Source organism: Yinghuangia soli, assembly GCF_021502675.1.
Taxonomy (GTDB): Bacteria; Actinomycetota; Actinomycetes; order Streptomycetales; family Streptomycetaceae; genus Yinghuangia; species Yinghuangia soli.
In genome coordinates this window covers 13,542-35,021 of record NZ_JAKFHA010000017.1, presented here as the reverse complement: position 1 = coordinate 35,021, position 21,480 = coordinate 13,542, and the positions used below count along the sequence as shown (strand labels likewise).

Here is a 21,480-nt window from a genome sequence, read left to right as displayed (position 1 = left end):
GTCTTCCACAGCCCCGCCGGACGCCAATGGCGTCGTCCGGCGGGGCTGTGCCCGTTCCCCCGATCGGACTTCCATACTCATGCGTATGTAACGCATCCGCCATAGCTTTCCGGAATACGTCCACAGATCTTTGCCGCGGCCATTCCCGTTGCGCGCCCGGGGTGGCACCATGCGTGACGACTCGTCAGATGATCGACGCTGAGCGAGCCGGCACGACCTGAACCCTTCGAACCACCGAACGAAGAGGCGCATGAGCACGACGGCTGCGGACCCGGTCACCCTCGTCCAGATCTCCGACCTGCACTTCCCCGACACCGCAGGTGTCCGCGGATTCGTGCAGCACGACCCGGACGCCGGCCTCGCCGCCGTCCTCGGCCACGCCGCCGGCGCGATAGCCGCGGCGTCCCTCGTGGTGGCCACCGGCGACCTCGCCGACCTGGGGGAGCCCGGGGCCTACGAGCGCCTCGGCGACGTCCTGGACGCCGTTCCGGCGCCCGTCTACTGCCTGTCCGGCAACCACGACAGGAACGACGCCTACCGGGCCTGCCTGCCGCGCCGCAACGTGCACCTGGAGACCGCGGTCCGCGTCGGCTCCTGGCTGATGCTCTTCCTGGACAGCAACGCCCGCGGCCGCGAGGACGCCGGCGACGGCACGTACCGCGACCGCGACGACCGCATGACGGCCGCCGAGCAGCCCGAGCTCACCCCCGCCGAGGCCGCGCAGGCCCGCGCGATCCTGGAGGCGACCTCCGCCGAGCACGTCTTCGTGTGGCTGCACCACCCGCCGCTGCCCGACATCGCACCGGACGCCCAGGGCGACACCGAACTGGCAAAGCTGGTCCGCGACTTCCCCAAGATCCGGGCGCTGGGTGCCGGTCACCTGCACGGCGACCTGCACGGCACCTTCGAGGGGCGGCCGGTGTTCGTGTGCCCGTCCACCACGTACAGCATCGACTACGCGGGGCGGGTCTTCGACGGACCCAGCTACCGCACCTACACTCTCCACGCGGACGGCACTGTCGAATCGGAAGCCCTCACCGTCCCGGGGGACATCACCGACACGATGCGCGCCAAGCCCGCGCCGAAGTTCCTGACCGACCTGATGATGGGCCGGATCACGCTCGAAGAGATGCGTGAGCTGACCGACGCCGAATTCGAAGAGCGCTTCGGCGAGCCGCGCCCGACCCGCGGCGCCTAGACCGCACGCGTCCCCCCGCCGCGTGAGCAGTACGGGTCCCGCAGAACCACGCGGGGCCCGAAGTACGTGTGAGTACGTACGCGCGTACGTACGTGTGAGAGGAGCACGTGTGGGGCACCAGCACGCGGATGCCGAGGACGGCACCATCGCCCTCGAAGGCATCCGCAACTTCCGGGACATCGGCGGACTGCCGACCGCCGACGGACGCCGTATCCGGCCCGGCCGCTACTTCCGCAGCGGACACCTGGCCAAGCCGACCGAGGCCGACCGCGAGGCGCTTGCCGCGCTCGGCATCCGGCTGGTCGTCGACCTGCGCAGCCCGGCCGACATCGAACTCGACGGTGCGGACGTCCTCCCCGACGGCGCGCGGTGGATCAACCTGCCGATGTCCGACCCGGCGCGCACGTCCGACTTCTGGTCGGACATCAAGGCCGGGGACATGGCCGTCCTCCGCGAGCGCCTCGGCGACGGCAAGGCCGAGAAGGCCATCGCGCACGACTACCGCGACCAGGTGGTGAGCCGCCGCGCCAACCACGTCACGCTGCTCAACGCGCTGATCGAGGCGGACGGCCTGCCGGTCGTCGTGCACTGCTCGGCGGGCAAGGACCGCGCGGGCATCGCCGCCGCCCTGGTCCAGCGCATCGCGGGCGTGCCGGACGACGCGATCCTGGCGAACTACCTGGAGAGCAACGACCCGGAGCGCCGCTACGCGCCGAGCACCGACAAGCTCGCGGCGCGGCCCGAACTCATGGCGCTGTTCCAGCCGTTCCTCGAAGTGCGCGAGGAGTACCTGGTGGGTTCCCTCGAAGTCATGGACACCCACTGGGGATCCTTCGAGGCGTACCTCGCCGAGGGCCTGGAGTTCGACGAGGACAAGCAGAAGCGCCTGCGCGAACTCCTCCTGGAGGACTGAGCGCGGCACCCGCAAGTCTGCAAGGCCCCGGCGAACTCCCGTCGGGGCCTTGGTCGTTCGGTGACACGTGTCAACGCGTTTCGATGTCATCGGCTATTGACTTGATTCTTTCGGAGCGGCACATTTCCGATGCTCATGCGCACGTCGGCTCGACTCTTCCGGGCGGGCCCACCCATGGGACGAGGAGACTTTCTGTGCCACGCACTTACCTCCGACGTGCGGTCGCGGCAGCGTCCGCCGGACTGGTCGCCGTCTCGGGACTTGTCGCTCTGGCCCCTGCCGCGGGCGCGGGCACCGTGCGGCCGACCGTGACATGCGTACTGCCCGCCGGGCAGGGCACGTTCACCGGCCCGCAGGACGTCACCGTCACGCTGGACAAGTCCGCGGTGCCGGCCGGCGGCCAGCTGACCGGGACCGTCACGCTGGGCGTGAGCCCGGCCAAGAGCTCGCTCAGCCTGACCATTTACGCCACCCCGTCCATCACGCTGGCGATGAAGGGCGCGGCCACCGGCGAGGTGACGGTCACCGGAACCGAGCAGACGATCATCGCGGTGAAGGACGAGCCGGTGCCGATCGCGGCGTACAGCGGGAAGTTCAACATCCCGGTATCTGCGACCGCGGGCGGCCGGATCGAGTTCACCGTCGTCAAGATGGTCACGGACACCACGCTGGCGCCCGGCGGGATGGTCTTCCCGACCACGTGCACCGTCGACGCGGGCGGCGACGCCGTCGTGGCGGACGTCGCGGTCGAGGGGAGCGGCGGCGAGCCGGCCGTACTGACCGCGCCGGGCGGCGACTTGCACCCCGGGCAGCCGATCGCCCTCGGCGGCAGCAAGTTCACCCCGAACGGGGCCGTGCAGGTCCAGTTGTGCAACGGCGACGGCAGCGGCTGTGCCGCGTCGCGCTTCACCGCGGACACGCTGGCGGTCGACGGCGCCGGCGTCCTGACCGGTACGGCCACCCTCGCGCCGACCGGACTGCCGGAAGGCGCGTACATCGTCAAGGTGGTCGGCGGCGAGAAGGAAGCCCAGGCCGGCATCTCCGTCAAGCCGTTCGTGGTGACCGGACCGCGCGAGGCCACCCTGAGCACGTCGTCCGGCGGCCTCGGCACCGTCGTGCACATCACCGGACGGAACTGGACGCCGAACGTCGGCGCCAACGTCACGCAACTGGACTCCGACGGCTTCGAATTGTGGCCCACCCACAACTTCGACGTGGGGTACGACGGCACGTTCACCACGCAGTTCACGATCGACTCGCCGTGGGTCAAGGGGCTGCTCGTCCGCGAAGGCACCTACGACGACCGTTCCGTCACCCTCCCGTTCACTCTCACCGAGGGCCCGCCGCCCGCGACGCAGAACGCCGCGGTGACGCTGGCGCCCGGCACGCTCACGATGTCCCAGGCCGGCACCGGCCTCGACTTCGGCGCGGTGACCCTGAACGGCGAGGCGCAGACCGCCAAGGCGGACCTGAACCGGGTGACCGTCCTGGACACGCGCGGCGGCAACCTCGGCTGGTCGCTCACCGGCACCATGACCGATCTGACCGCGGCGAACGGAGTGGACAAGATCCCCGCGGGCAACATCGCCTGGACCCCGTCCTGCGCCGCCTCGGCAGCCAGCCTCAACCCGGTCGCCGACGGCTCCCCGGGTCCCCTCGGCGCGACCGCCGCCACCCTGTGCAGCGCCGCACCCACCGGCGCGACGACCGGCGGCAAGTTCACCGCGGATGCCGAACTCGTCCTGACCACGCCCAAGTTCGCCGCAGCAGGCGCCTACACAGGAACACTCACTCTCACCCTCGCCTGACCCGTGTACCGCTCACGCCGACGGCGCCGGAGTCCGTGCTCCGGCGCCGTCGGCGTACCTGCTCGGTCAATCGCGGGCGGTGGCCTGGTACATCGCCCACACGTCGGACCCGAAGCGCGGGCTGTAGTTGCGCCTGAAGCGGGAACTGTCGGCCGTCGAGGTGACGCCGACGAGCCAGCCGATCTCGGGGAACCGCCAGACCCAGGGGCCGCCGCTCGATCCGGGGCCGTAGTTGCAGGCCACCTCGACGAACACCTTGCGGGGGATCAGCGGGGCGACGCATTCCTGTTCGACGTTCCCGCCGTCCATGTTCTTCGGATAGCCCAGGACGCGTACGTCGGCCGGGCGGACCGGGTAGCCGCCGGTGCGGATTCCGTAGCCGCCGTACTGGTCCACGATGCGCTTGCCGGAGAATCCGTTCGCGGTGGTCACGAAGGCGACGTCGTGGCTGAACGCCTTGTCGGTGGTGTACTTGTCGCCGTTGCCCTCGGCGATCCACACGTCGAACGTGCGCAGCGTCCGGGCCGGGAAGGCGCTCAACGCGTTGAGCGTGCTGCCGGCTTGGTATTGCGAGATGAACACCCAGTTCTGCATCCACCGGCCGTCCTTCCCGGAATGCACGCAGTGCGCCGCGGTGGCCAGAAGCCGCCGCGTACCGCTGTTGACCGCGGCGGCGGAGCACTTGTGGTCTTTCCCGTCCCCCGGATCACGGAAGAAGACCTTCCCCGAAGCCTGCGGAATCGCCCCGCCGCTCGACGGCAGCCCCGGCACACCGCGCCCGGCACTTCCCGCCGACGGTGCCGCAGCCGGACCGCCGACCTGCTCCGGACCCGCAGGACCGGCCGTCGCACTCGCCTCGGCGGAAGCCTGCACGGACTCGTCCACGACCGGTTCGCGCTCCGTGGCCGCGCCGAGGCGCTGCGGCGTCCAGTACTTCTGCAGCAGCAACTGCCCGGCCGTATCGCCCAGGTCCCGCACGTTCCCGACGACCCGCCCCAACGTCGTATCGAACAACTCGGCGGCCTGCTCGACGGTCGCCCCGTCCGGCGACACCCCCGGATCGGACGAGGAACCACCCGAACTCCCGGGCGAGTTCGACGCCCCACTGCCCTTGTCGACCGCCCGCTTGATGCTGTCGCACCCGCTCAACGCAAGCGTCGCGACCAGCACCCCCGCAACCAGCACCCGTAACCGCCCCGCCGCACGCTTCCCGGCCATGGCCCCCTCCGAACCGACCCTCCCCGTACCACTCTTCGTAGCCGCAGCCATCCACCGCCAACCTCAAGCCAAGGCCAAATCCCGCCCTTCTCCCGCACATGCAGCAGGGCCCCGGCGGAAATCCGCCGGGGCCCTGCTGGTGTGTCAGGTGCTGCTCAGTCCTTCGGGGTGCCCTCGTCGGCGAGGGTGATGACCCAGCGCTTCTGCTGACGCGGGTAGAGGTACGCCACGTAGTAGACCGCGGCGACTGCGACGATGCCGAGGGTGTAGTACACCGGCTCCATGTCGGACTTGGCCAGTTCGTACATGACGTACAGCAGGCCGCCGATGAGCACGATCGGGACGGCCGGCCACAGCGGCATGCGCCAAGCCGGGGTGTGCTTGTGGTGGCCGCGGCGCGAGAACAGGGCGGCGACTGCGACGACCAGGTAGAGCAGGGTGACCGCGACCGAGGTCACGAGGCCCAGCAGCGTCAGGTCGACGAAGCACAGGACCGCACCCGGGACGCCGACCGCGAGGGTGGAGACCCACGGGGCGCCGAAGCGGTTGACGGTGCCGAACGCCTTGTTGACCGGGGTCGGCCACGCGCGGTCGCGCGCCGAGGCGTACAGGACGCGGGAGTTCTGGATGACCATGACGATCGCCGCGTTGATGATGGCGAGCGCGATGCACAGGCTGATGAACGTCGCCATGCCGGAGTTGCTCCAGCCCTCGATCATGCTCGGCAGGTCGCCCGCGGTCAGCGTCTCCATGTCGGAGGCGCCGAGGGTGATGGCGATCGTCGGGATGATCAGGATCGCGGCGCCCAGGCCCAGCGTCCACAGGACGGTGCGCGAGACGGTGCGGCGCGGCTGGTCCATCTCCTCGGCCAGGTAGACCGCGGTCGAGAAGCCCTGCAGGGCGAACAGCGCGACGGCCAGGCCGGAGATCAGCACACCCATGGTCAGCGGGCTCATGCCGCCGCCCTCGGTGAGCACCTCGGGCTTGATCAGCGTCGACGCGCCGCGCTCGGTGTGGCCGAAGCCGAGGAACGCGACCAGGGCGGCCGCGACGACCTCGAGGGCCAGGAAGATGCCGGTGACCCAGGCGTTGGCGCGCAGGTCGAGCAGGCCCATCACGGTCGCGCCGAGCATCACCAGGGCGCCGGCCCACTTGATGCCGGTCTCGTCGAGACTGACGATCGAGGTGATGTATTCACCGGTGCCGAGCGCGATGATCGGCGGCACCACCATCACCACGATGCCCGCGACGATGAAGGCGATCCAGGCCGCGAAGCGGCCCATGAACGTACCGACCATCGCGTACTCGCCGCCCGCGCTCGGCACCATCGTGCCCAGTTCGGAGTAGCAGAACGCGGCCAGCACGCACATCACGGCGGCGATCACGAGAGTCAGTGCGGTGCCGGTGCCCTGCGTCGCGAACATGCCGGGCACGATCACGAACAGCGAGGACGCCGGGGTCAGACAGGAAAGCGTGAGCAGAGTGCCTCCGACGACGCCGATCGACCGCTTCAGCGGCTTCGGTCCGTCGGGGTGCACGGCGGTGCCTGTGGTGCCGGTCGGGGGGTTCGGGGGCGATCCCGCGTCGACCTTGGGGAGTGTTGCTTCAGCCATGGGCGCGTCCTGATTCAACAGGGGGTGCGAGGTATCGCCTCCGGAGACGGGAGCAAGACGGGGCCGTGATGCGTCGTGGGACGTACGGCTGCGTCTGCAAGGTGCTGCGTTATGAAATCTGCCGTTCGTTCGAGCGTCAAGATCCCGTCAACAACCGATTCCGAAGGCAAACGACTGAAACTACGTCAGTTTCCTATGGTTGCGGGAATTTCCTGCAACGGATCCCGTCGTTTTGCCCGGGCAAAAAGTTACCGGCTGTGAGACACCTGTGATCTTCGGGACGGAAGGGGTCGGGCCGCGGGGAGGAGCGACGGCGGTCACACCAAGTCGCACTGCCTTCTGGCCGTACGGCCCGGGCGGTACGGTCCGGCGCATGAGCAATCGCGTCCTCGCGCACACCGGTGCGCGCCTGCCGATCGTCCAGGCGCCCATGGGCTGGATAGCCCGCTCCGGCCTCGCCGCCGCGGTCTCCGCGGCGGGCGGCCTCGGCATGATCGAGACGTCCTCCGGCGAGACCGACAACTGCAAGGCGGAGATCGACGCGATGGTGGCCGCCGGCCTGCCGTTCGGCGTCAACCTGCCGCTGATGTTCCTGCGCGACGACACGATGGTCCGGTACGTCGCGGAGGCGGGGGTGCGCTTCGTGACCACGTCCGCGGGCAACCCGGCGACCTTCCTGCCGCTGCTCAAGGAGCACGGGCTGACCGTCTACCACGTCGTCCCGTCGGTACGCGCGGCCCGCAAGGCGGTCGAGTGCGGCGTCGACGGGCTGGTCGTGGAAGGCGCGGAGGGCGGCGGCTTCAAGAACCCCGCCGAGGTCTCCCTGCTCGTGCTGCTCCAGGCCGTCCGCGAGTTGACCGACCTGCCGCTGATCGCCGCGGGCGGCATCGTGGACGGGCGCGGGATGGCCGCCGCGTTCGCGCTCGGCGCCGAGGCGGTCCAGATGGGCACGCGCTTCGTGGCGAGCGCCGAGAGCCCCGTGCACGGCAACTACAAGCAGGCCGTCGTCGGCGCCGACGAGACCGGCACCGTGGTGGTGAACCGCAACGGCAGCCCGACCATGCGGGTGCTCAAGACCGCGTACTCGAGCGAGCTCGCGGCCACCGGCGGCCAGGCGGGCGGCTCGCTGGCGGCGGTCAAGCAGCTGTACTTCGGCGGCGACATGGAGGCCTCGCTGGCCTCCGCGGGCCAGTCCGTGGGCCTGGTGCACCAGGTGCAGCCGGCTGCCGAGATCATCGAGGAGACGATGCGGACCTTCCGGGAAGCCCTGGACGAGGCCCGCAAGCGCGCCGACCTGCTGCCGTTCTGACCTGCTGACCTGCTGACCTGCCTGCGGGCCTTCTTGCCGGCCGCGCGCCTCACGAGCCTGCGCGGTCCGCTTCTTCTTCCGGTGCCCGGGGCAGGAAGCGGGCCGCGCACCAGAGCACGATGCCGACCAGGCACCAGCTCGCCAGCACGTCGCCCAGCCAGTGGTAGTCGCACCACAGCAGCGAGAATCCGATCAGCCCGCACAGCAGGATCGTCACTGCATAGACCCGCTTGCGCGCCCGCGACCCCAGGACGCACCCCAGAAGCAGGGCCGCCGCGCCGAAGCACACCGCGGATGTGGCCGTGTGCCCGGACGGGAAGAAGCCCCAGTCGCCGCCCGCCACCGGCTGCTCGTTCGTGCCGGGCCGCGCGATGGCCATCTTGCCGACGACGACGAGCACCGAGACGACGGCCACCGAGGCCGTCGCCACCGCCGCGAGCCGGAGCCGGAAGACGTGCGCGCCATGGGGGACCCCGCGCCGGCGCGGGGGAGTGCGCTGCACCGCGTATGCATAGGCCGCGGCCAGCGCGAGCCCGCCGGGCAGCGGACCGCCCAGGTCGGCGAGCCCGTGCATCGGGCCGTCCAGCCACCCGAGTCCCGAGGCCGCGGCCAGGTCGCGCATGCCGTCGCGGACCGACTCGTCCAGCGGGATCAGCGGCCCGGCGTCCGCGACGACCTGGACGGTCAGTGCGGTCAGCAGCAGGGCCAGAAGGAGGGGGAGCAGTGCACCGGACCGTGCCAGGGCGGACCACCGCCCCGGGACGGGGGGCGTTGTCCCGGGGCGGTCGCCGGCTTGCTCAAGGCCGGCATGGGGTCCGCCGGTGCCCGGGCTTGGGGGCGTGCCGGGTCCGGCATCTGGGGTCCTCGCGTGCATCTCACTCGAAGATACGTGGAACCCCCCATTCCAGGTTCCCGGTGCCCGCGGTCGTCACAAGTCCTGCACACCATCTCCACGGCCCTTGTCCGCACTCGTCCGGGGCCGGATTGTCATCGTGCGATGGCGCCGAAGCGGGAATTGCCCAACCGAGTCCCTGTTCGGAAGTCCGCGCACTCTGGATTGTGCGGCGTCCGAGATGTACGGTGTCAGCCCCGGATGTGAGCGGCGTCACAGAGCGGGAGATCCGGCCCTCCACACCATGGCAGGGACCGGGCCGACGATGGGGGCAGTCAGGCGTTGAACCGCCTGAGGTTGTGTGACGTGACGTCAGCGCACGGTCGTCCGACCCCCGCCCGCCGTCGGTCCGCAAAGGTAGGGTTCCCAAGGTGGTTGAAGAGTCCGGCTACCCGTCCCACCGAGTGCCGTCGATTCCGGCACCCGCCGCACCGGCGCGTGTCCGCCGGTTCACCACGGCATTTTCCGATCCCCGCACGCCGGCCCGCGAGAAGCGCGGCAGTCCCGGCGGCGCGAGCGGCTCGGGCATCGGCGTGGTCATCACCAGCGACCGCCAGCTCCGGGTGGTCCGCACGGCCCGGCCGCGCGGCATCCGCCTGGACGGCGAGGTCGACCTGGCCAATGTCGAGATCGTCCGGCACTCGCTGCGCGCGGTCGCCCGCGACGGCGCCGAGGTCACCGTGGACGTCTCGCGACTGGCCTTCATCGATGTCGCGGGGCTCCGCGTCGTGATCGAGAGCGCCGCCGAACTGGCCAGACAGGACGGCTACTTGCTGCTCGTCGGCGCATCCCGCCAACTGCTGCGCATTTTGCGGCTGTGCGGCTGGGACACCGCCGCCGGCCTGCGCATCGGCCAACCGGGCGGCGCCTGACGCGCCCGCCCGGAAACACTCCGGAACACGCCGGAAAACGCGTACCGAAAACACTTCGGCCGCGGCACCCCAAGGACGGGTGCCGCGGCCGAAGTGTCTTACTCGGCAGGCCGGGATCAGGCGACCTGGCCGATGACCTTCTCCAGGATGTCCAGGCCCTCGACGAGGAGGTGCTCGGGCATCACCAGCGGCGGCAGGAAGCGCAGCACGTTGCCGTAGGTGCCGGCGGTCAGCACCAGCAGGCCCTCGGCGTGGCAGGCCTTGGCGATGGCGCCGGCCAGCTCCGCGTTCGCCTCCTTGGTGCCGGGCTTGACCAGCTCGATCGCGATCATCGCGCCGCGGCCGCGGACCTCGCCGATCGCCGGGTTCTTCTCGGCCATCGCGCCCAGGCGGGCCTTCATGACCTCGCCGATGCGGGTGGCCGCGGCGTTGAGGTCCAGCGCGCGCATCGTCTCGATGGCGCCCAGCGCGGCGGCGCAGGCCACCGGGTTGCCGCCGTACGTGCCGCCCAGGCCGCCCGCGTGCGCGGCGTCCATGATCTCGGCGCGGCCGGTCACCGCGGCGAGCGGCAGGCCGCCCGCGATGCCCTTGGCGGTGGTGATGAGGTCCGGGACGACGCCCTCGTCGTCGCACGCGAACCACTGGCCGGTGCGGCAGAAGCCGGTCTGGATCTCGTCCGCGACGAACACGATGCCGTTCTCGCGGCAGAACTCCGCGATGCGCGGCAGGAAGCCCTTGGCCGGCTCGATGAAGCCGCCCTCGCCCAGGATGGGCTCGATGACGACCGCGGCGACGTTGTGCGCGCCGATCTGCTTGGTGATCGCGTCGATCGCGGCCGCCGAGGCCTCCTCGGCGCAGTTCTCCGCGCCGGTCAGCCAGCGGTACGGGTACGCCACCGGCACCCGGTAGACCTCGGGCGCGAACGGGCCGAACGACTCCTTGTACGGCATGTTCTTCGCCGTCAGGGCCATCGTCAGGTTGGTGCGGCCGTGGTAGCCGTGGTCGAACACGACGACCGCGCTGCGCTTGGTGTACGCGCGGGCGATCTTCACCGCGTTCTCGACCGCCTCGGCGCCCGAGTTGAACAGCGCGGTGCGCTTCTCGTGGTCGCCCGGGGTGAGCTCGTTGAGCTGCTCGGCCACCGCCACGTACGAGTCGTACGGGGTCACCATGAAGCAGGTGTGGGTGAAGCGCTGCAGCTGCTCGGTGGCGCGGCGGACCACGGCCTCGGCGCTGTTGCCGACGCTGGTCACCGCGATGCCGGAGCCGAAGTCGATCAGCGAGTTGCCGTCCACGTCCTCGACGACGCCGCCGCCGGAGCGGGTGATGAACACCGGCAGGGTGGTGCTGACGCCACGCGCCACGGCCTTGTTCCGGCGCTCCATGAGCTCGACGGACTTGGGGCCGGGGATGGCGGTGACAAGCCGGCGCTCCTGCGGAAGCGACGGCCCGCCGGGCTGCGAAGCGCCCATCGAGTTCTCCTTGTGAGTGGCGGGGTGTGCTCCGCAGGCTAGGTTCCCGGGACGGGTGGCTGCATGCGCCACACCGGAGAAGTCACCCCCTCGAACATGTCCAGTGCGGACAACTCCGCGACGGGCTCTGGGACGGGCTCCGCGGCGGGCTGTCCGGCGCGGCGCATTTGACCTGCGGACGATCGTGTCGGGATACGGAATGATCATCACGCGCGAGCAGCGGTCCACTACATTGAGTGCGTTTCCTGTGGCGGGAATCGACGCGGCGGTGACGGGATGGACGTGGAACGCAGACGGGGTGCGGACGGCCGCGAATCGGCCGCGGCGGCGACCGGGACCGCAGGCGAGTGGTGGCACGACCCGGAGCTCGAGGAACCGGTCTTCGGCACTCCCGGACGCCCCGGAGTGCCGCACCCGGCCAAGCCCGCGGGCGGCGCCTCGGGTGGCTTCGACCTGCGCGGCTGGATCACCGCACCGCGCTTCCAGGACGCGCCCGGGATCTTCGCGTACGGCCGCGACGAGGGCGCCATCAAGCTGCGCGCCCTGGAGGAGCGGGCCCGCCGCCGCCCGGACGCCGCACTGGTCCGCCGCGCCGCGCTGTGGCTGCTGCTGTCGGTGCTGGCCGGCCGCTGGTTCGTCGTCGCGTACGTGTGGATCATCGGCACGGTCGTGCCGAAATGGCTGTGGCCGGTCTTCGCCTCGCCCTTCTGGCTCACCTACTTCGCGTTCTTCGCCTATCTGGGCCGCTGGCACGTCCTGGCCATGCACTACCTCGGTCCGACGTTCCAGCGCCTGGACCAGCGGGCCGCGGTCAACGGCCGCCCGTCCCCCGAGCAGTGGAAGCGCGCCGGCGTGGCGCTCGCCGCCGGGGTCGTCGCCTGGGCGCTGCTCATGCGCCCGTTCGTGTGGCTGCTCCTCGAGACCTTCCCGGGCAGCCGCCACACGCTGCACGAAATGCAGCCGCTGATCCGCATCGTCTACAACGGCGCGTTCATCGCGGCGGCCGCCTACTGGGGCGGCTGGGCGGCCGTGCTGCGGCCGTACTTCACCCGCCCGCGGCGCGACGAGGAGGCGGCCGAGACCGCCGACGCCGCCGACGAGGAACTTTGGCCCGAGCTGCGCGGCGCCGGCCTCGACGGGGCCGCCGACCGGCTGGAGGAAGAAGCCTCGCTCGGCCGCCTCGGCGACGTCGACTTCCTGCGCCTGCGCCGCGTCCTGGAGGCGAGCGACGGCGACCCGGAGTACCTCGAGGACGTCGCCTACGAGATTGCCGAACGCGGTGCCGGCGCCTGCGTGCACGGCTCCGGCTCGCGCGACCTGCGCCCCCGGCGCGCGGTCCACGACCTGATGACCGGCCAGGTCAAGGTCGGCCGGATGGCCGACAGCGAACGCAACACCGCGCCGCTGCGCGCCGTCGACTTCGCCCTCGAACCGGACACCCTCGGCACCTCCATGGTGGTCGTCGGCCCGTCCGGCGCCGGCGAGGCCGAGGCACTGCTGCGGCCGGTCGTCGAGTCGCTCGGGCTGGCCGCGCTGTCCGGCGGCGCCTCGGTCGTCGTGCTGGACAGCAAGGGCACCGGCTTCGCCCGGCCTGGCGCGTACGACATCGAGATCCTGCTCGGCGACCCCGAATCGCCGTGGGGCATCGACCCGTACGGCGCCGCCGACTCGCCCGAGGAGGCCGCCGCCCGGCTGGCCTCCGCGGCCCTGGGCGCCGACGAGGACGACGCGCGCCTGCGCGATGGCGCCCGCGCCGCACTCCACCAGGCCATCACCGCGTACGTCGCGGCCCACGGCCGGCACCCCTCCTTCGCGACGCTCCTCGACCTGCTCGACGGACACGAGGACGCCCTCGGCGCACTGCGTGCCGCGCTGGCCCAGGCCGGCCGCGAAGCCGAGTTCGAGCGCGGCCTGCGCACCCTGGCCCGCGCCGACGACGCCGCACGGCTCGTCGTCCAGCGCCTGTCCGTGCTGGAACGCCCGGGCATGGCCGCACTGTTCGATCCGGCCCGGGAACGCTTCGCGATGCGGCACATCGGACGCCCGGTCCGGGTGCGGGTGGCCCTCAACGAAGCCGCGTACCCGGACGCCGCGCGCATCGTCGGACGCCTCCTGGTCGGCCACTTCGTGCAGGCCGCCGCGGCCCGCGACCCGGAGGCCGCGGCGGACGGCCCGTTCGCCTGCCTGATCGCCGACGGCGCGGGCGCCTACCTCGACGACTACGCCGCGCAGGGCCTGGGCTGGATCCGCGGCCGCAACGCCGGCATGGTCCTCGCGGTGCGCTCGATGGACGACTTCCCGCTGCGCCTGCGCCCGCCGGTCTTCGGCGGGGTCGGCTGCAAGGCGGTCCTGCCCGGCGCGGGCGCCCGGGACGCCGAGGCCTTCGCGGAGCACTGGGGCAAGAAGCTGGTCGAGGAACGCTCGGTGACCCGCGGCGCACCCGAGGGCGGCCTGGTCCGCAAGGCCCGCTTCGCGGTCATGGGCGCGCTCTTCGGCGAGAAGGCGGCGGGCGGCTCGGAGAGCGTCACGGTGCGCAGCGTCGAGCGCTTCCACTGGTCGCCGTCCGAGATCTCCGGCGAGCTCAAGGCCAAGCACGTGCTGTGCAGCCTGAGCACGCGCGACGGGGACCGCACGGGACCGATCCTGATCGAGCTCGACCCGAGCTGACGGGGACGCGGGGGACCGTCGAGTCGGACGGTCCCCGCAACCCGCCGGGACGCGGGCGGTCGGCGCAGGCGGGCGTGTGCACGTGCCCCGCCACAGGGCGTGTGCACGCGCCCCGCCATCGCATCCCCTGGCCGGAGAGGCAGAATGGAGGCACACCTCCACTCCACTTCGGCCACCCAGGGCCGCCCGGCGCACAGGATCCCGCCATGCCCCCCACCCTCGAGCAGCTCGTCCGGGCCCCCTCGCTCGACCTGCTCGTGCTGGCCGGGGAGCGCAACCTCGGGCGCGAGATCCGCTGGGTGCACACCAGCGAGCTGGCCGACCCCACGCCGTACCTCGAAGGCGGCGAGCTCGTGCTGACCACCGGCATGAAGCTGGGCCGGTCGACCGCCGAGCGCCGCGCGTACGTCGAACGCCTCGCGGACGCGGGCGTGGTGGGCCTCGGCCTCGGCATCGGCCTGACGCACTCCAAGGTGCCTGCCGCGGTCGTCGAGGCCGCCGAGGAACGCGGGCTGCCGGTCTTCGCCGTACCGCGCCCGACACCGTTCATCGCCATCAGCAAGATGGTCTCCTCGGCCCTCGCCGCCGACCAGTACGAGTCCGTCACCACCGGCTTCGCCGCCCAGCAGGAGCTCACCCGCGCCGTCCTCGGCCGCGAGGGCACCGCCGCGCTGATCCGCCGCCTCGCCGGCCGCCTGGACGGCTGGGCGGCCCTGTACGACCCGTCCGGCGCGCCCATACACGTCAGCCCCGCCGCGGCCCGCCCCCGCGCCGCCGCGCTCGCCGCCGATGTGACCCGCCTCCGCGGCCTGTCCGCGCCCGCGTCCGCCTCGCTCCAGAGCGCCGGACCGCAGGCCGAACGCGTCGTCCTCCAGTCCCTCGGCGCGGACCGCCGCATCCGCGGCTTCCTCGCCGTCGGCACCGACCGCGCCCCCGGCCCCGCGGACCGCCAGATCATCGGCTCGGCGACCTCGCTCCTCACCCTGGCGCTCGAACAGTCCCGCGCGCTGGGCGCCGCCGAGGCCCGCATGCGCACCGCACTCCTGCGCCTGTGGCTCAGCGCCCCCACCCCGGCCGCGCACGGCACGCCCTATGCCGCAGCCACCACCGCCGCCTTCACCACCGACCCCGGCGACCCGGCCGGCCCCGCCTCGATCGACGGCCTCGTCCGCTCCATCGCGCGCGACATGAGCAGCCCGCTGCCCCCGCCGCCGCTCGCCATCGCCGTCGCACACGGCCCCGAGACCGCCCGCACCACCTTCACCGACCGCGTCACGGCCGCCACCGCGGGCGTCTTCGCCGCCGAACTCGACGACGCGACGATCCTGATCGTCCCGGCCCGCCTCCTGGACGACGACGCCGCAGTCCTCGCCTCCGCCGCCCGCGACCTGCCCGGCTTCGCCGTCGGCGTGTCCGAACCCCCCGGCCCGCACGGCGAAGCCCCGCAGACCGCCGCCGAGGCCTACCGCCAAGCCCGCCAGGCCTACGGCGTCGGCGCGGGCGCCGGCCGCGTCCTCACCGTCTACGGCCACGCCGGCGCCTCCCTCCTCCCGCTCCTCGCCGACGACGCCGTCCGCGGCTGGGCCGAAGAACTCCTCGCCCCCCTGCACGCCCACGACGCCTCCTCCCGCGGCGACCTGACCGCCTCGGTCCGCGCCTGGCTCGCCCGGCACGGCCAATGGGACGCCGCCGCCGGCGACCTCGGCATCCACCGCCACACCCTCCGCTACCGCATCCGCCGAGCCGAGGAAATCCTCGGCCGCCGCCTCGACGACCCCGACACAAGAACCGAACTCTGGCTGGCCCTGCGCCTGACCACCCCCGACCACCACCCCCAACCCCCAGGCGACCACCCCCGCGCCTGAACCGCTTCGAACGGGGACGGGGTCGGCCCCCCGCGCCGGGGGCCATCGGTCGCCGCTGCGTCCGGCCCCGAACACGAGCCCCCAGCTTCGGGAGACCACCCTGACGTGGGACCGGCTTCGGACGTCGCCAGACCCGCCCGCACCTGGGCCTGACGGGAGCTTCGCGCGTATGGCCACCGATCGCCCTGCGCCCGGCCGCCCCCACCTCCGGGGGACCACTCGCATTCGTCGCTTCGGACCGCGCCAGACTGCTCCTGCGCCTCGCTCGGAGCCCCGCCCCTGCGTTCCGTCGCCCCACGCAGTCGGCGGTTCGGCGCATGGGCCGCGCGTGCCCTGGCGGCTCTGCGACAGTCCGACGTCCGTCAGGCTGTCCCCCGGACCGTACAAGTCGTCCTAACCGCGGTCACCCATTTGGACGTCGCGTACAAGGTCGGTTCCCGCCTCGCGCGCCTACCTTGGAAGGGCGGCGCAGGGCCGCCTCTGTCCCGTACGCGATCCATGGAGTACCCGTGACCACGACCCACGCGTTCTGGCTGGCCGGTCGCCAGGCGACCGGCGAGTCCGCCTTCGATGTCACCCACTCCTACGACAACAGCCTCGTGGGCCGGGTCAGCGAGCCGACCGACGCGCAGGTCGAAGAGGCCGTCGCCGCGGCGTACGCGGTGCGCGACGAGTTCGCCGGGCTGCCCGCGTACCGCCGCGCCGCCGCGCTCGACCACGTCGCCAAGCGCCTCGGCGAGCGCGCCGAGGAGATCGCGCGACTGATCACCGCCGAGAACGGCAAGCCGATCAAGTGGGCCCGCGGCGAGGTCGGCCGTGCCGTCTCGGTGTTCCGCTGGGCCGCCGAGGAAGCCCGCCGCTTCAACGGCGAGGGCATGCGCCTGGACACCGACGCGGGCGGCACCGGCCGCTACGCGCTGGTCCGGCGCTTCTCGCGCGGCGTGGTCCTCGGCATCGCGCCGTTCAACTTCCCGCTGAACCTGGTCGCGCACAAGGTCGCCCCGGCCCTCGCGGTCGGCGCCCCGATCATCCTGAAGCCGGCCCCCGCCACGCCGCTCTCGGCGCTGGTCCTCGGCGAGATCCTGGCCGAGACCGACCTGCCGGCCGGCTCGTGGAGCGTCCTGCCGGTGCCGAACGCCAAGATGCCGGCGCTGGTCCAGGACCCGCGCCTGCCGGTCATCTCGTTCACCGGCTCGGGCCCGGTCGGCTGGTCGATCATGGACTCGGTGCCGCGCAAGCACGTCGTCCTGGAGCTGGGCGGCAACGCCGCGGCCGCGGTCCTCGCCGACTGGTCCTCGGACGCCGACATCGAGTGGGCCGCCACCCGCATCGCGACGTTCTCGAACTACCAGGGCGGCCAGTCCTGCATCTCGGTGCAGCGCGTGATCGCCGACGCGAGCGTCTACGACCGCCTGGTCGAGAAGGTCGTGGAGAAGGTCAACGCCCAGGTCACCGGCGACCCGAACGACGACACCGTCGACGTCGGCCCGCTGGTCAGCGAGGACGCCGCCAAGCGCGTCGAGTCCTGGGTCGACGAGGCGGTCGCGGGCGGCGCGAAGCTCCTTGCGGGCGGCAAGCGCGAGGGTGCGTCGTACGCCCCGACCGTGCTCACCGACGTCCCGTCGAACGTCACGATCGCCTGCGAAGAGGTCTTCGGCCCGGTCCTGACCGTCACCAAGGTCGACGGCACCGATGCGGCCTTCGCCGCGGTCAACGACTCGGCGTACGGCCTCCAGGCGGGCGTCTTCACGCACGACCTGCAGACCGCGTTCAAGGCCCAGAAGGCTCTCGAGGTCGGCGGCGTGATCATCGGCGACGCGCCGTCCTACCGCGCCGACCAGATGCCGTACGGCGGCGCCAAGCAGTCCGGCGTGGGCCGCGAGGGCGTCAAGTACGCGATGGACGACTTCACGTACGAGCGCGTGATGGTGATGACGGGTCTCGACCTCTAGAGATCCCCATAGACGACGGGCCCGGCGACCTGGGGTGGGTTACGCCGGGCCCGTTCGCTTTCCCGGAAGCGGGAGCCCTATCCGGCTGCGATGCGAAGCGCCATTCAGGCCTCCTGGGCACGTGGGGAGGGTTCACAGCGCCAGGGCGACGATCAGCAGCACGAGCGCGATCACCGCCCACAGACCCGCCAAGGCGGGGACGTTGCGCCGCAACTGACTCGGGCCCTTCGTGGACTGGACCGCGAGGGCGAGGAGCAACACCGTCGGCAAGGCCAGGACCACGCCGACGATCATCAGCATCAGGCCTTCGAGCACGCAGATGACCCCCGCGATGACCGCGACCGAGAAGAACGCGTCCGGGTCACGTTCACGGAGCAGCCATGCGTAGGGCGCTATTTGCAGCAGCGCCAACCAGACAAGCGGCGGGTTGTAGAGCGCGATCAGGACGGCGGGTGCGCAGGGCAGGAACCCCGCCAGCACGACCAGCAGCCTGGCCGGGGTGTGCACCTGTCCTTCGCGCTTTCGCGGTCGGGGCGGTGGTTCGGTCGGCTTCGGCTCGAAGCTCGGCCGCTTCAGATAGTCGCGCAGGGCCATGTCGGCTTCACCTCGTCGAAGTGGTGATGAGCAGGGCCAGCACACCGGCGAAGCACAAGCCGGCCAGTGCGGGGACGTTGCGCCAGAGCGTGCTCGGCCGCTTGGTGGACGCGACGGCCAGGGCCAGCAGGAGCGCCGTCGGCAGCGCGAAGACGACGCCGACGATGAGGAACATCAGGCCTTCGACGAGGCAGATGACCGCAGCGACGATCGCGAATATCAGGAAGCCCTCTGGGTCGCGCTGCCAGAGCAGGCATATGTACGGGACGAGTTGCAGGGGCACAAGCCAGAACACGGGCGGGTACGCGGTGGCGACCACAGCCGCGACCGCACAAGGCGGGAAGCCCGCCAGGACGACCAGCAGCCGCGCGGGCCAGTGGACTTGGGGAGCGTGCGTGCTTTCCGGCGGCATCATGCTCGGCGCCTGTCAGAAGCCGAGGCCGAAGGCCGGGCCGAGCCATGTCGCGATCCACGTGGTGACCGTGACCATGTAGATCAGGCCCAGGATCGCGGGGCCGTTGTGCGACCAGCTCGCGTCGCGGCGGGCGGCTGCGGCAGCCAGCAGGAGCAAAGGGATCGAAGGCAGGTAGCCGAAGCCGCCGAAGAACACGGTGACGACCCCGTACGGACCGAGCAGCAGGCCCATCCCGATGCAGATGCCGCGGAAAGCCGTCGCGTCCTGGGTGGCCAGCAGCCAGGCGAAGGCGGGCAGGGGCGCAGCTGCCGGGGTGAGGAGGTACAGGCTCTGCGCGTCGGCGCCGAAGCCGATGATCAGGCCGAAGAACAGGACGGTGGCTGCGGGGAATGCCGCGGCGAACCAGACCAGTGTCCGGGCGGGAGCAACCACCCCAGCCGTTGCCATCGTCGGCTCCAGGTCTGGCCGCCAAGGCGGGTAGGGCGTGAAGTGTGTCATCGAACCCCCTTGAGCAGTCGCTTTGAGCAGTCGCTCAAAAGCTTGTGCTCATTGAAGCGCATCCCGCCGCGGAGCGGCAGTGCGGGGGTGACCTTGGTCGTGCCGGGGTAGGTACGGCCCAGTAACACCGGCCGGTAACGGGCGGCATCCTCCGGGGCAGGCCGGGTACGTGTCGGGAACCCGCACGTCAGGAGGCCACACATGCCCCCCGTCACCGAACGCGAGGCGCGCAAGGTCGCCGAGGAAGCCCGCGAGAGCGAGTGGCGCAAGCCCAGCTTCGCCAAGGAGCTCTTCCTCGGCCGGTTCCGCCTCGACCTGATCCATCCGCACCCCGAGCCCGATCCCGCAGAAGTCGCGCGCGGCGAGGAATTCCTGGTGCGGCTGCGGCAGTTCCTGGAGACCAAGGTGGACCCGGGGGTCATCGAGCGCGAGGCCCGGATCCCCGACGAGGTGGTGCAGGGGCTGCGCGAGCTCGGCGCGCTCGGCATGAAGGTCGATGCGGAGTACGGCGGCCTCGGGCTGAGCCAGTACTACTACAACAAGGCCTTGGTCCTGGTCGGCTCGGTCAGCCCCGCGCTCGGCGCACTGCTGTCCGCGCACCAGTCGATCGGCGTACCGCAGCCGGTCAAGATGTTCGGTACGCCCGAGCAGAAGCGCGAGTTTCTGCCCCCGTCGGCGCGCGGTGTGACCGCGTTCCTGCTGACCGAGCCGGACGTCGGCAGCGACCCCGCCCGGCTCGCCACCACCGCGGTGCCGACCGAGGACGGCGAGGCGTACCTGCTGGACGGCGTGAAGCTGTGGACCACGAACGGCGTGGTCGCCGACCTCGTCGTGGTCATGGCGCGCGTGCCCAGGTCGGAAGGCCACAAGGGCGGCATCACCGCGTTCGTGGTGGCCGCGGACTCGCCCGGCATCACGGTCGAGAACCGCAACACGTTCATGGGCCTGCGCGGCATCGAGAACGGCGTGACGCGCTTCCACCAGGTCCGCGTCCCCGCCGCGAACCGGATCGGCCCCGAGGGCGCCGGCCTCAAGATCGCGCTGACCACGCTCAACACCGGGCGGCTGTCCCTGCCCGCGATGTGCGCGGGCGGCGCCAAATGGTCGCTCAAGATCGCCCGCGAGTGGTCCGCGGAGCGCGAGCAGTGGGGCCGGTCCATCGCCGGGCACGAGGCGGTGGCCAAGAAGATCGCGTTCATCGCGGCGACCGCGTTCGCGCTGGAGGCGGTGCTCGACCTGACCGGGCTGATGGCCGACGAGGACCGGCGCGACATCCGCATCGAGGCCGCGCTGGCCAAGCTGTACGGCTCGGAGAAGGGCTGGCTGGTCGCCGACGAACTCGTCCAGATCCGCGGCGGACGCGGCTACGAGACCGCCGACTCGCTCGCCGCCCGCGGCGAACGCGGCGTCCCGGCCGAGCAGATGCTGCGCGACTCGCGCATCAACCGCATCTTCGAGGGCTCCACCGAGATCATGCACCTGCTCATCGCGCGTGAGGCCGTCGACGCGCACCTCGCGGTGGCCGGCGACATCATCGACCCCGACGCGACCATGAAGGACAAGGGCAAGGCCGCCGTCGACGCGGGCGGCTTCTACGCCAAGTGGCTCCCCAAGCTCGTCGCCGGCAAGGGCCAAGTCCCGACGTCCTACAACGAGTTCGGCGAACTCGGGGCGCATCTGCGCTACGTCGAGCGCGCCTCGCGCAAGCTGGCCCGGTCGACGTTCTACGGCATGGCCCGTTGGCAGGGCCGCATGGAGCGCAAGCAGGGCTTCCTGGGCCGCATCGTCGACATCGGCGCCGAGCTGTTCGCGATGAGCGCCTGCTGCGTACGCGCCGAGCAGCTGCGCCGCAAGGAACCCGCGCAAGGCGAGTCGGCGTACGCGCTGGCCGACTTGTTCTGCCGGCAGGCCCGGGTGCGCTGCGAGGAGCTCTTCGGCCGGCTGTGGACCAACACCGACGACCTCGACGTGAAGGTGACCGGCCAGGTCATGGCCGGACGGCACCGCTGGCTCGAGGACGGCGTCCTCGACCCGTCCACCCCGGGTGCCTGGATCGCGGCCGCCGACCCCGGCCCCGCCAAGGTCGAGAACGTGCACCGCACGGTGCCATGACGGCCGTGGGGGGGGGGGGGGGGGGGGGGGGCCCCCGCGCCCAGGGGCCGGGTGGACGGGGGGGGCGAGCCGGGACGCGCGG

The 21,480-nt window shown here is 71.8% G+C and carries 16 protein-coding genes; 9 read left to right on the top strand and 7 right to left on the bottom strand.

Annotated elements, in window-relative coordinates; all coding sequences use genetic code 11:
* Positions 1 to 250 precede the first annotated feature (250 nt).
* The 3 genes from LZ495_RS25505 to LZ495_RS25495 all read left to right on the top strand — a co-directional run bounded on the left by LZ495_RS25505 (position 251) and on the right by LZ495_RS25495 (position 3,919).
* Positions 251 to 1,198: a metallophosphoesterase gene (locus LZ495_RS25505; RefSeq protein ID WP_235055224.1), complete on the top strand. Its 948-nt coding sequence runs from the start codon at positions 251 to 253 to the stop codon at positions 1,196 to 1,198.
* 109 nt (positions 1,199 to 1,307) lie between these two features.
* Positions 1,308 to 2,111, top strand: a complete 804-nt coding sequence (locus tag LZ495_RS25500) for a tyrosine-protein phosphatase (RefSeq protein ID WP_235055223.1) — start codon at positions 1,308 to 1,310, stop codon at positions 2,109 to 2,111.
* A gap of 194 nt (positions 2,112 to 2,305) precedes the next feature.
* The gene (locus LZ495_RS25495; protein ID WP_235055222.1) at positions 2,306 to 3,919 is read left to right on the top strand and encodes a WxL domain-containing protein; all 1,614 of its coding nucleotides are present in this window, start codon (positions 2,306 to 2,308) and stop codon (positions 3,917 to 3,919) included.
* Positions 3,920 to 3,985: 66 nt separating this feature from the next.
* Here the strand turns inward: LZ495_RS25495 and LZ495_RS25490 are convergent, their stop codons facing one another.
* Positions 3,986 to 5,137 (bottom strand): trypsin-like serine peptidase, encoded by a 1,152-nt coding sequence (locus LZ495_RS25490; protein WP_235055221.1) that lies wholly within the window; start codon positions 5,135 to 5,137, stop codon positions 3,986 to 3,988.
* Positions 5,138 to 5,292: 155 nt separating this feature from the next.
* Positions 5,293 to 6,750: an APC family permease gene (locus LZ495_RS25485; RefSeq protein ID WP_235055220.1), complete on the bottom strand. Its 1,458-nt coding sequence runs from the start codon at positions 6,748 to 6,750 to the stop codon at positions 5,293 to 5,295.
* A 373-nt stretch (positions 6,751 to 7,123) separates the two neighbouring features.
* Between LZ495_RS25485 and LZ495_RS25480 the strand changes: the two genes are divergently transcribed.
* A complete protein-coding gene (locus LZ495_RS25480; RefSeq protein WP_235055219.1) occupies positions 7,124 to 8,059 on the top strand; it encodes an NAD(P)H-dependent flavin oxidoreductase in 936 nt (311 codons plus the stop codon).
* 49 nt (positions 8,060 to 8,108) lie between these two features.
* Here LZ495_RS25480 and LZ495_RS25475 read toward each other — a convergent pair whose 3' ends face one another.
* Positions 8,109 to 8,933, bottom strand: coding sequence for a phosphatase PAP2 family protein (locus tag LZ495_RS25475; protein ID WP_235055218.1), 825 nt, complete (start codon positions 8,931 to 8,933; stop codon positions 8,109 to 8,111).
* A gap of 389 nt (positions 8,934 to 9,322) precedes the next feature.
* Between LZ495_RS25475 and LZ495_RS44990 the strand changes: the two genes are divergently transcribed.
* Positions 9,323 to 9,823 carry an STAS domain-containing protein gene (locus LZ495_RS44990; protein WP_235055217.1) on the top strand — a complete coding sequence of 167 codons (501 nt, stop codon included), beginning with the start codon at positions 9,323 to 9,325 and terminating at the stop codon, positions 9,821 to 9,823.
* Between the two features lie 116 nt (positions 9,824 to 9,939).
* On the opposite strand, the gene gabT is transcribed toward LZ495_RS44990, so the two are convergent.
* Positions 9,940 to 11,295, bottom strand: coding sequence for a 4-aminobutyrate--2-oxoglutarate transaminase (gene gabT / locus LZ495_RS25465; RefSeq protein WP_235055216.1), 1,356 nt, complete (start codon positions 11,293 to 11,295; stop codon positions 9,940 to 9,942).
* Positions 11,296 to 11,577: 282 nt separating this feature from the next.
* Here gabT and LZ495_RS25460 point away from each other — a divergent pair, with 282 nt between their 5' ends.
* From LZ495_RS25460 to LZ495_RS25450, 3 genes are all read left to right on the top strand, one after another.
* A complete protein-coding gene (locus LZ495_RS25460) occupies positions 11,578 to 13,962 on the top strand; it encodes a type IV secretory system conjugative DNA transfer family protein (RefSeq protein WP_235055215.1) in 2,385 nt (794 codons plus the stop codon).
* A 206-nt stretch (positions 13,963 to 14,168) separates the two neighbouring features.
* A complete protein-coding gene (locus tag LZ495_RS25455; RefSeq protein WP_235055214.1) occupies positions 14,169 to 15,827 on the top strand; it encodes a PucR family transcriptional regulator in 1,659 nt (552 codons plus the stop codon).
* Positions 15,828 to 16,336: 509 nt separating this feature from the next.
* Positions 16,337 to 17,779 (top strand): aldehyde dehydrogenase family protein, encoded by a 1,443-nt coding sequence (locus LZ495_RS25450; protein ID WP_235055213.1) that lies wholly within the window; start codon positions 16,337 to 16,339, stop codon positions 17,777 to 17,779.
* A gap of 132 nt (positions 17,780 to 17,911) precedes the next feature.
* On the opposite strand, the gene LZ495_RS25445 is transcribed toward LZ495_RS25450, so the two are convergent.
* From LZ495_RS25445 to LZ495_RS25435, 3 genes are read right to left on the bottom strand one after another with little or no spacing between them, the layout of a single operon-like run.
* On the bottom strand, positions 17,912 to 18,373 hold the full coding sequence (locus LZ495_RS25445) for a hypothetical protein (RefSeq protein WP_235055212.1): 462 nt from the start codon (positions 18,371 to 18,373) through the stop codon (positions 17,912 to 17,914).
* A gap of 7 nt (positions 18,374 to 18,380) precedes the next feature.
* Positions 18,381 to 18,788 (bottom strand): hypothetical protein, encoded by a 408-nt coding sequence (locus LZ495_RS25440; protein WP_235055211.1) that lies wholly within the window; start codon positions 18,786 to 18,788, stop codon positions 18,381 to 18,383.
* Between the two features lie 12 nt (positions 18,789 to 18,800).
* Complete coding sequence (locus LZ495_RS25435) at positions 18,801 to 19,235, bottom strand: hypothetical protein (RefSeq protein ID WP_235055210.1); 435 nt, start codon at positions 19,233 to 19,235, stop codon at positions 18,801 to 18,803.
* Positions 19,236 to 19,487: 252 nt separating this feature from the next.
* Between LZ495_RS25435 and LZ495_RS25430 the strand changes: the two genes are divergently transcribed.
* Complete coding sequence (locus tag LZ495_RS25430; protein WP_235055209.1) at positions 19,488 to 21,398, top strand: acyl-CoA dehydrogenase family protein; 1,911 nt, start codon at positions 19,488 to 19,490, stop codon at positions 21,396 to 21,398.
* Positions 21,399 to 21,480 lie beyond the last annotated feature (82 nt).

What these genes read in the sequence shown, in the direction of transcription:
- LZ495_RS25505 (WP_235055224.1), top strand. Translation starts at nt 251, where the DNA reads ATGAGCACGACGGCTGCGGACCCGGTCACCCTCGTCCAGATCTCCGAC.
- LZ495_RS25490 (WP_235055221.1), bottom strand. Translation starts at nt 5,137, where the DNA reads ATGGCCGGGAAGCGTGCGGCGGGGCGGTTACGGGTGCTGGTTGCGGGG.
- LZ495_RS25485 (WP_235055220.1), bottom strand. Translation starts at nt 6,750, where the DNA reads ATGGCTGAAGCAACACTCCCCAAGGTCGACGCGGGATCGCCCCCGAAC.
- LZ495_RS25480 (WP_235055219.1), top strand. Translation starts at nt 7,124, where the DNA reads ATGAGCAATCGCGTCCTCGCGCACACCGGTGCGCGCCTGCCGATCGTC.
- LZ495_RS25475 (WP_235055218.1), bottom strand. Translation starts at nt 8,933, where the DNA reads ATGCACGCGAGGACCCCAGATGCCGGACCCGGCACGCCCCCAAGCCCG.
- gabT (WP_235055216.1), bottom strand. Translation starts at nt 11,295, where the DNA reads ATGGGCGCTTCGCAGCCCGGCGGGCCGTCGCTTCCGCAGGAGCGCCGG.
- LZ495_RS25455 (WP_235055214.1), top strand. Translation starts at nt 14,169, where the DNA reads ATGCCCCCCACCCTCGAGCAGCTCGTCCGGGCCCCCTCGCTCGACCTG.
- LZ495_RS25445 (WP_235055212.1), bottom strand. Translation starts at nt 18,373, where the DNA reads ATGGCCCTGCGCGACTATCTGAAGCGGCCGAGCTTCGAGCCGAAGCCG.
- LZ495_RS25440 (WP_235055211.1), bottom strand. Translation starts at nt 18,788, where the DNA reads ATGATGCCGCCGGAAAGCACGCACGCTCCCCAAGTCCACTGGCCCGCG.
- LZ495_RS25435 (WP_235055210.1), bottom strand. Translation starts at nt 19,235, where the DNA reads ATGGCAACGGCTGGGGTGGTTGCTCCCGCCCGGACACTGGTCTGGTTC.
- LZ495_RS25430 (WP_235055209.1), top strand. Translation starts at nt 19,488, where the DNA reads ATGCCCCCCGTCACCGAACGCGAGGCGCGCAAGGTCGCCGAGGAAGCC.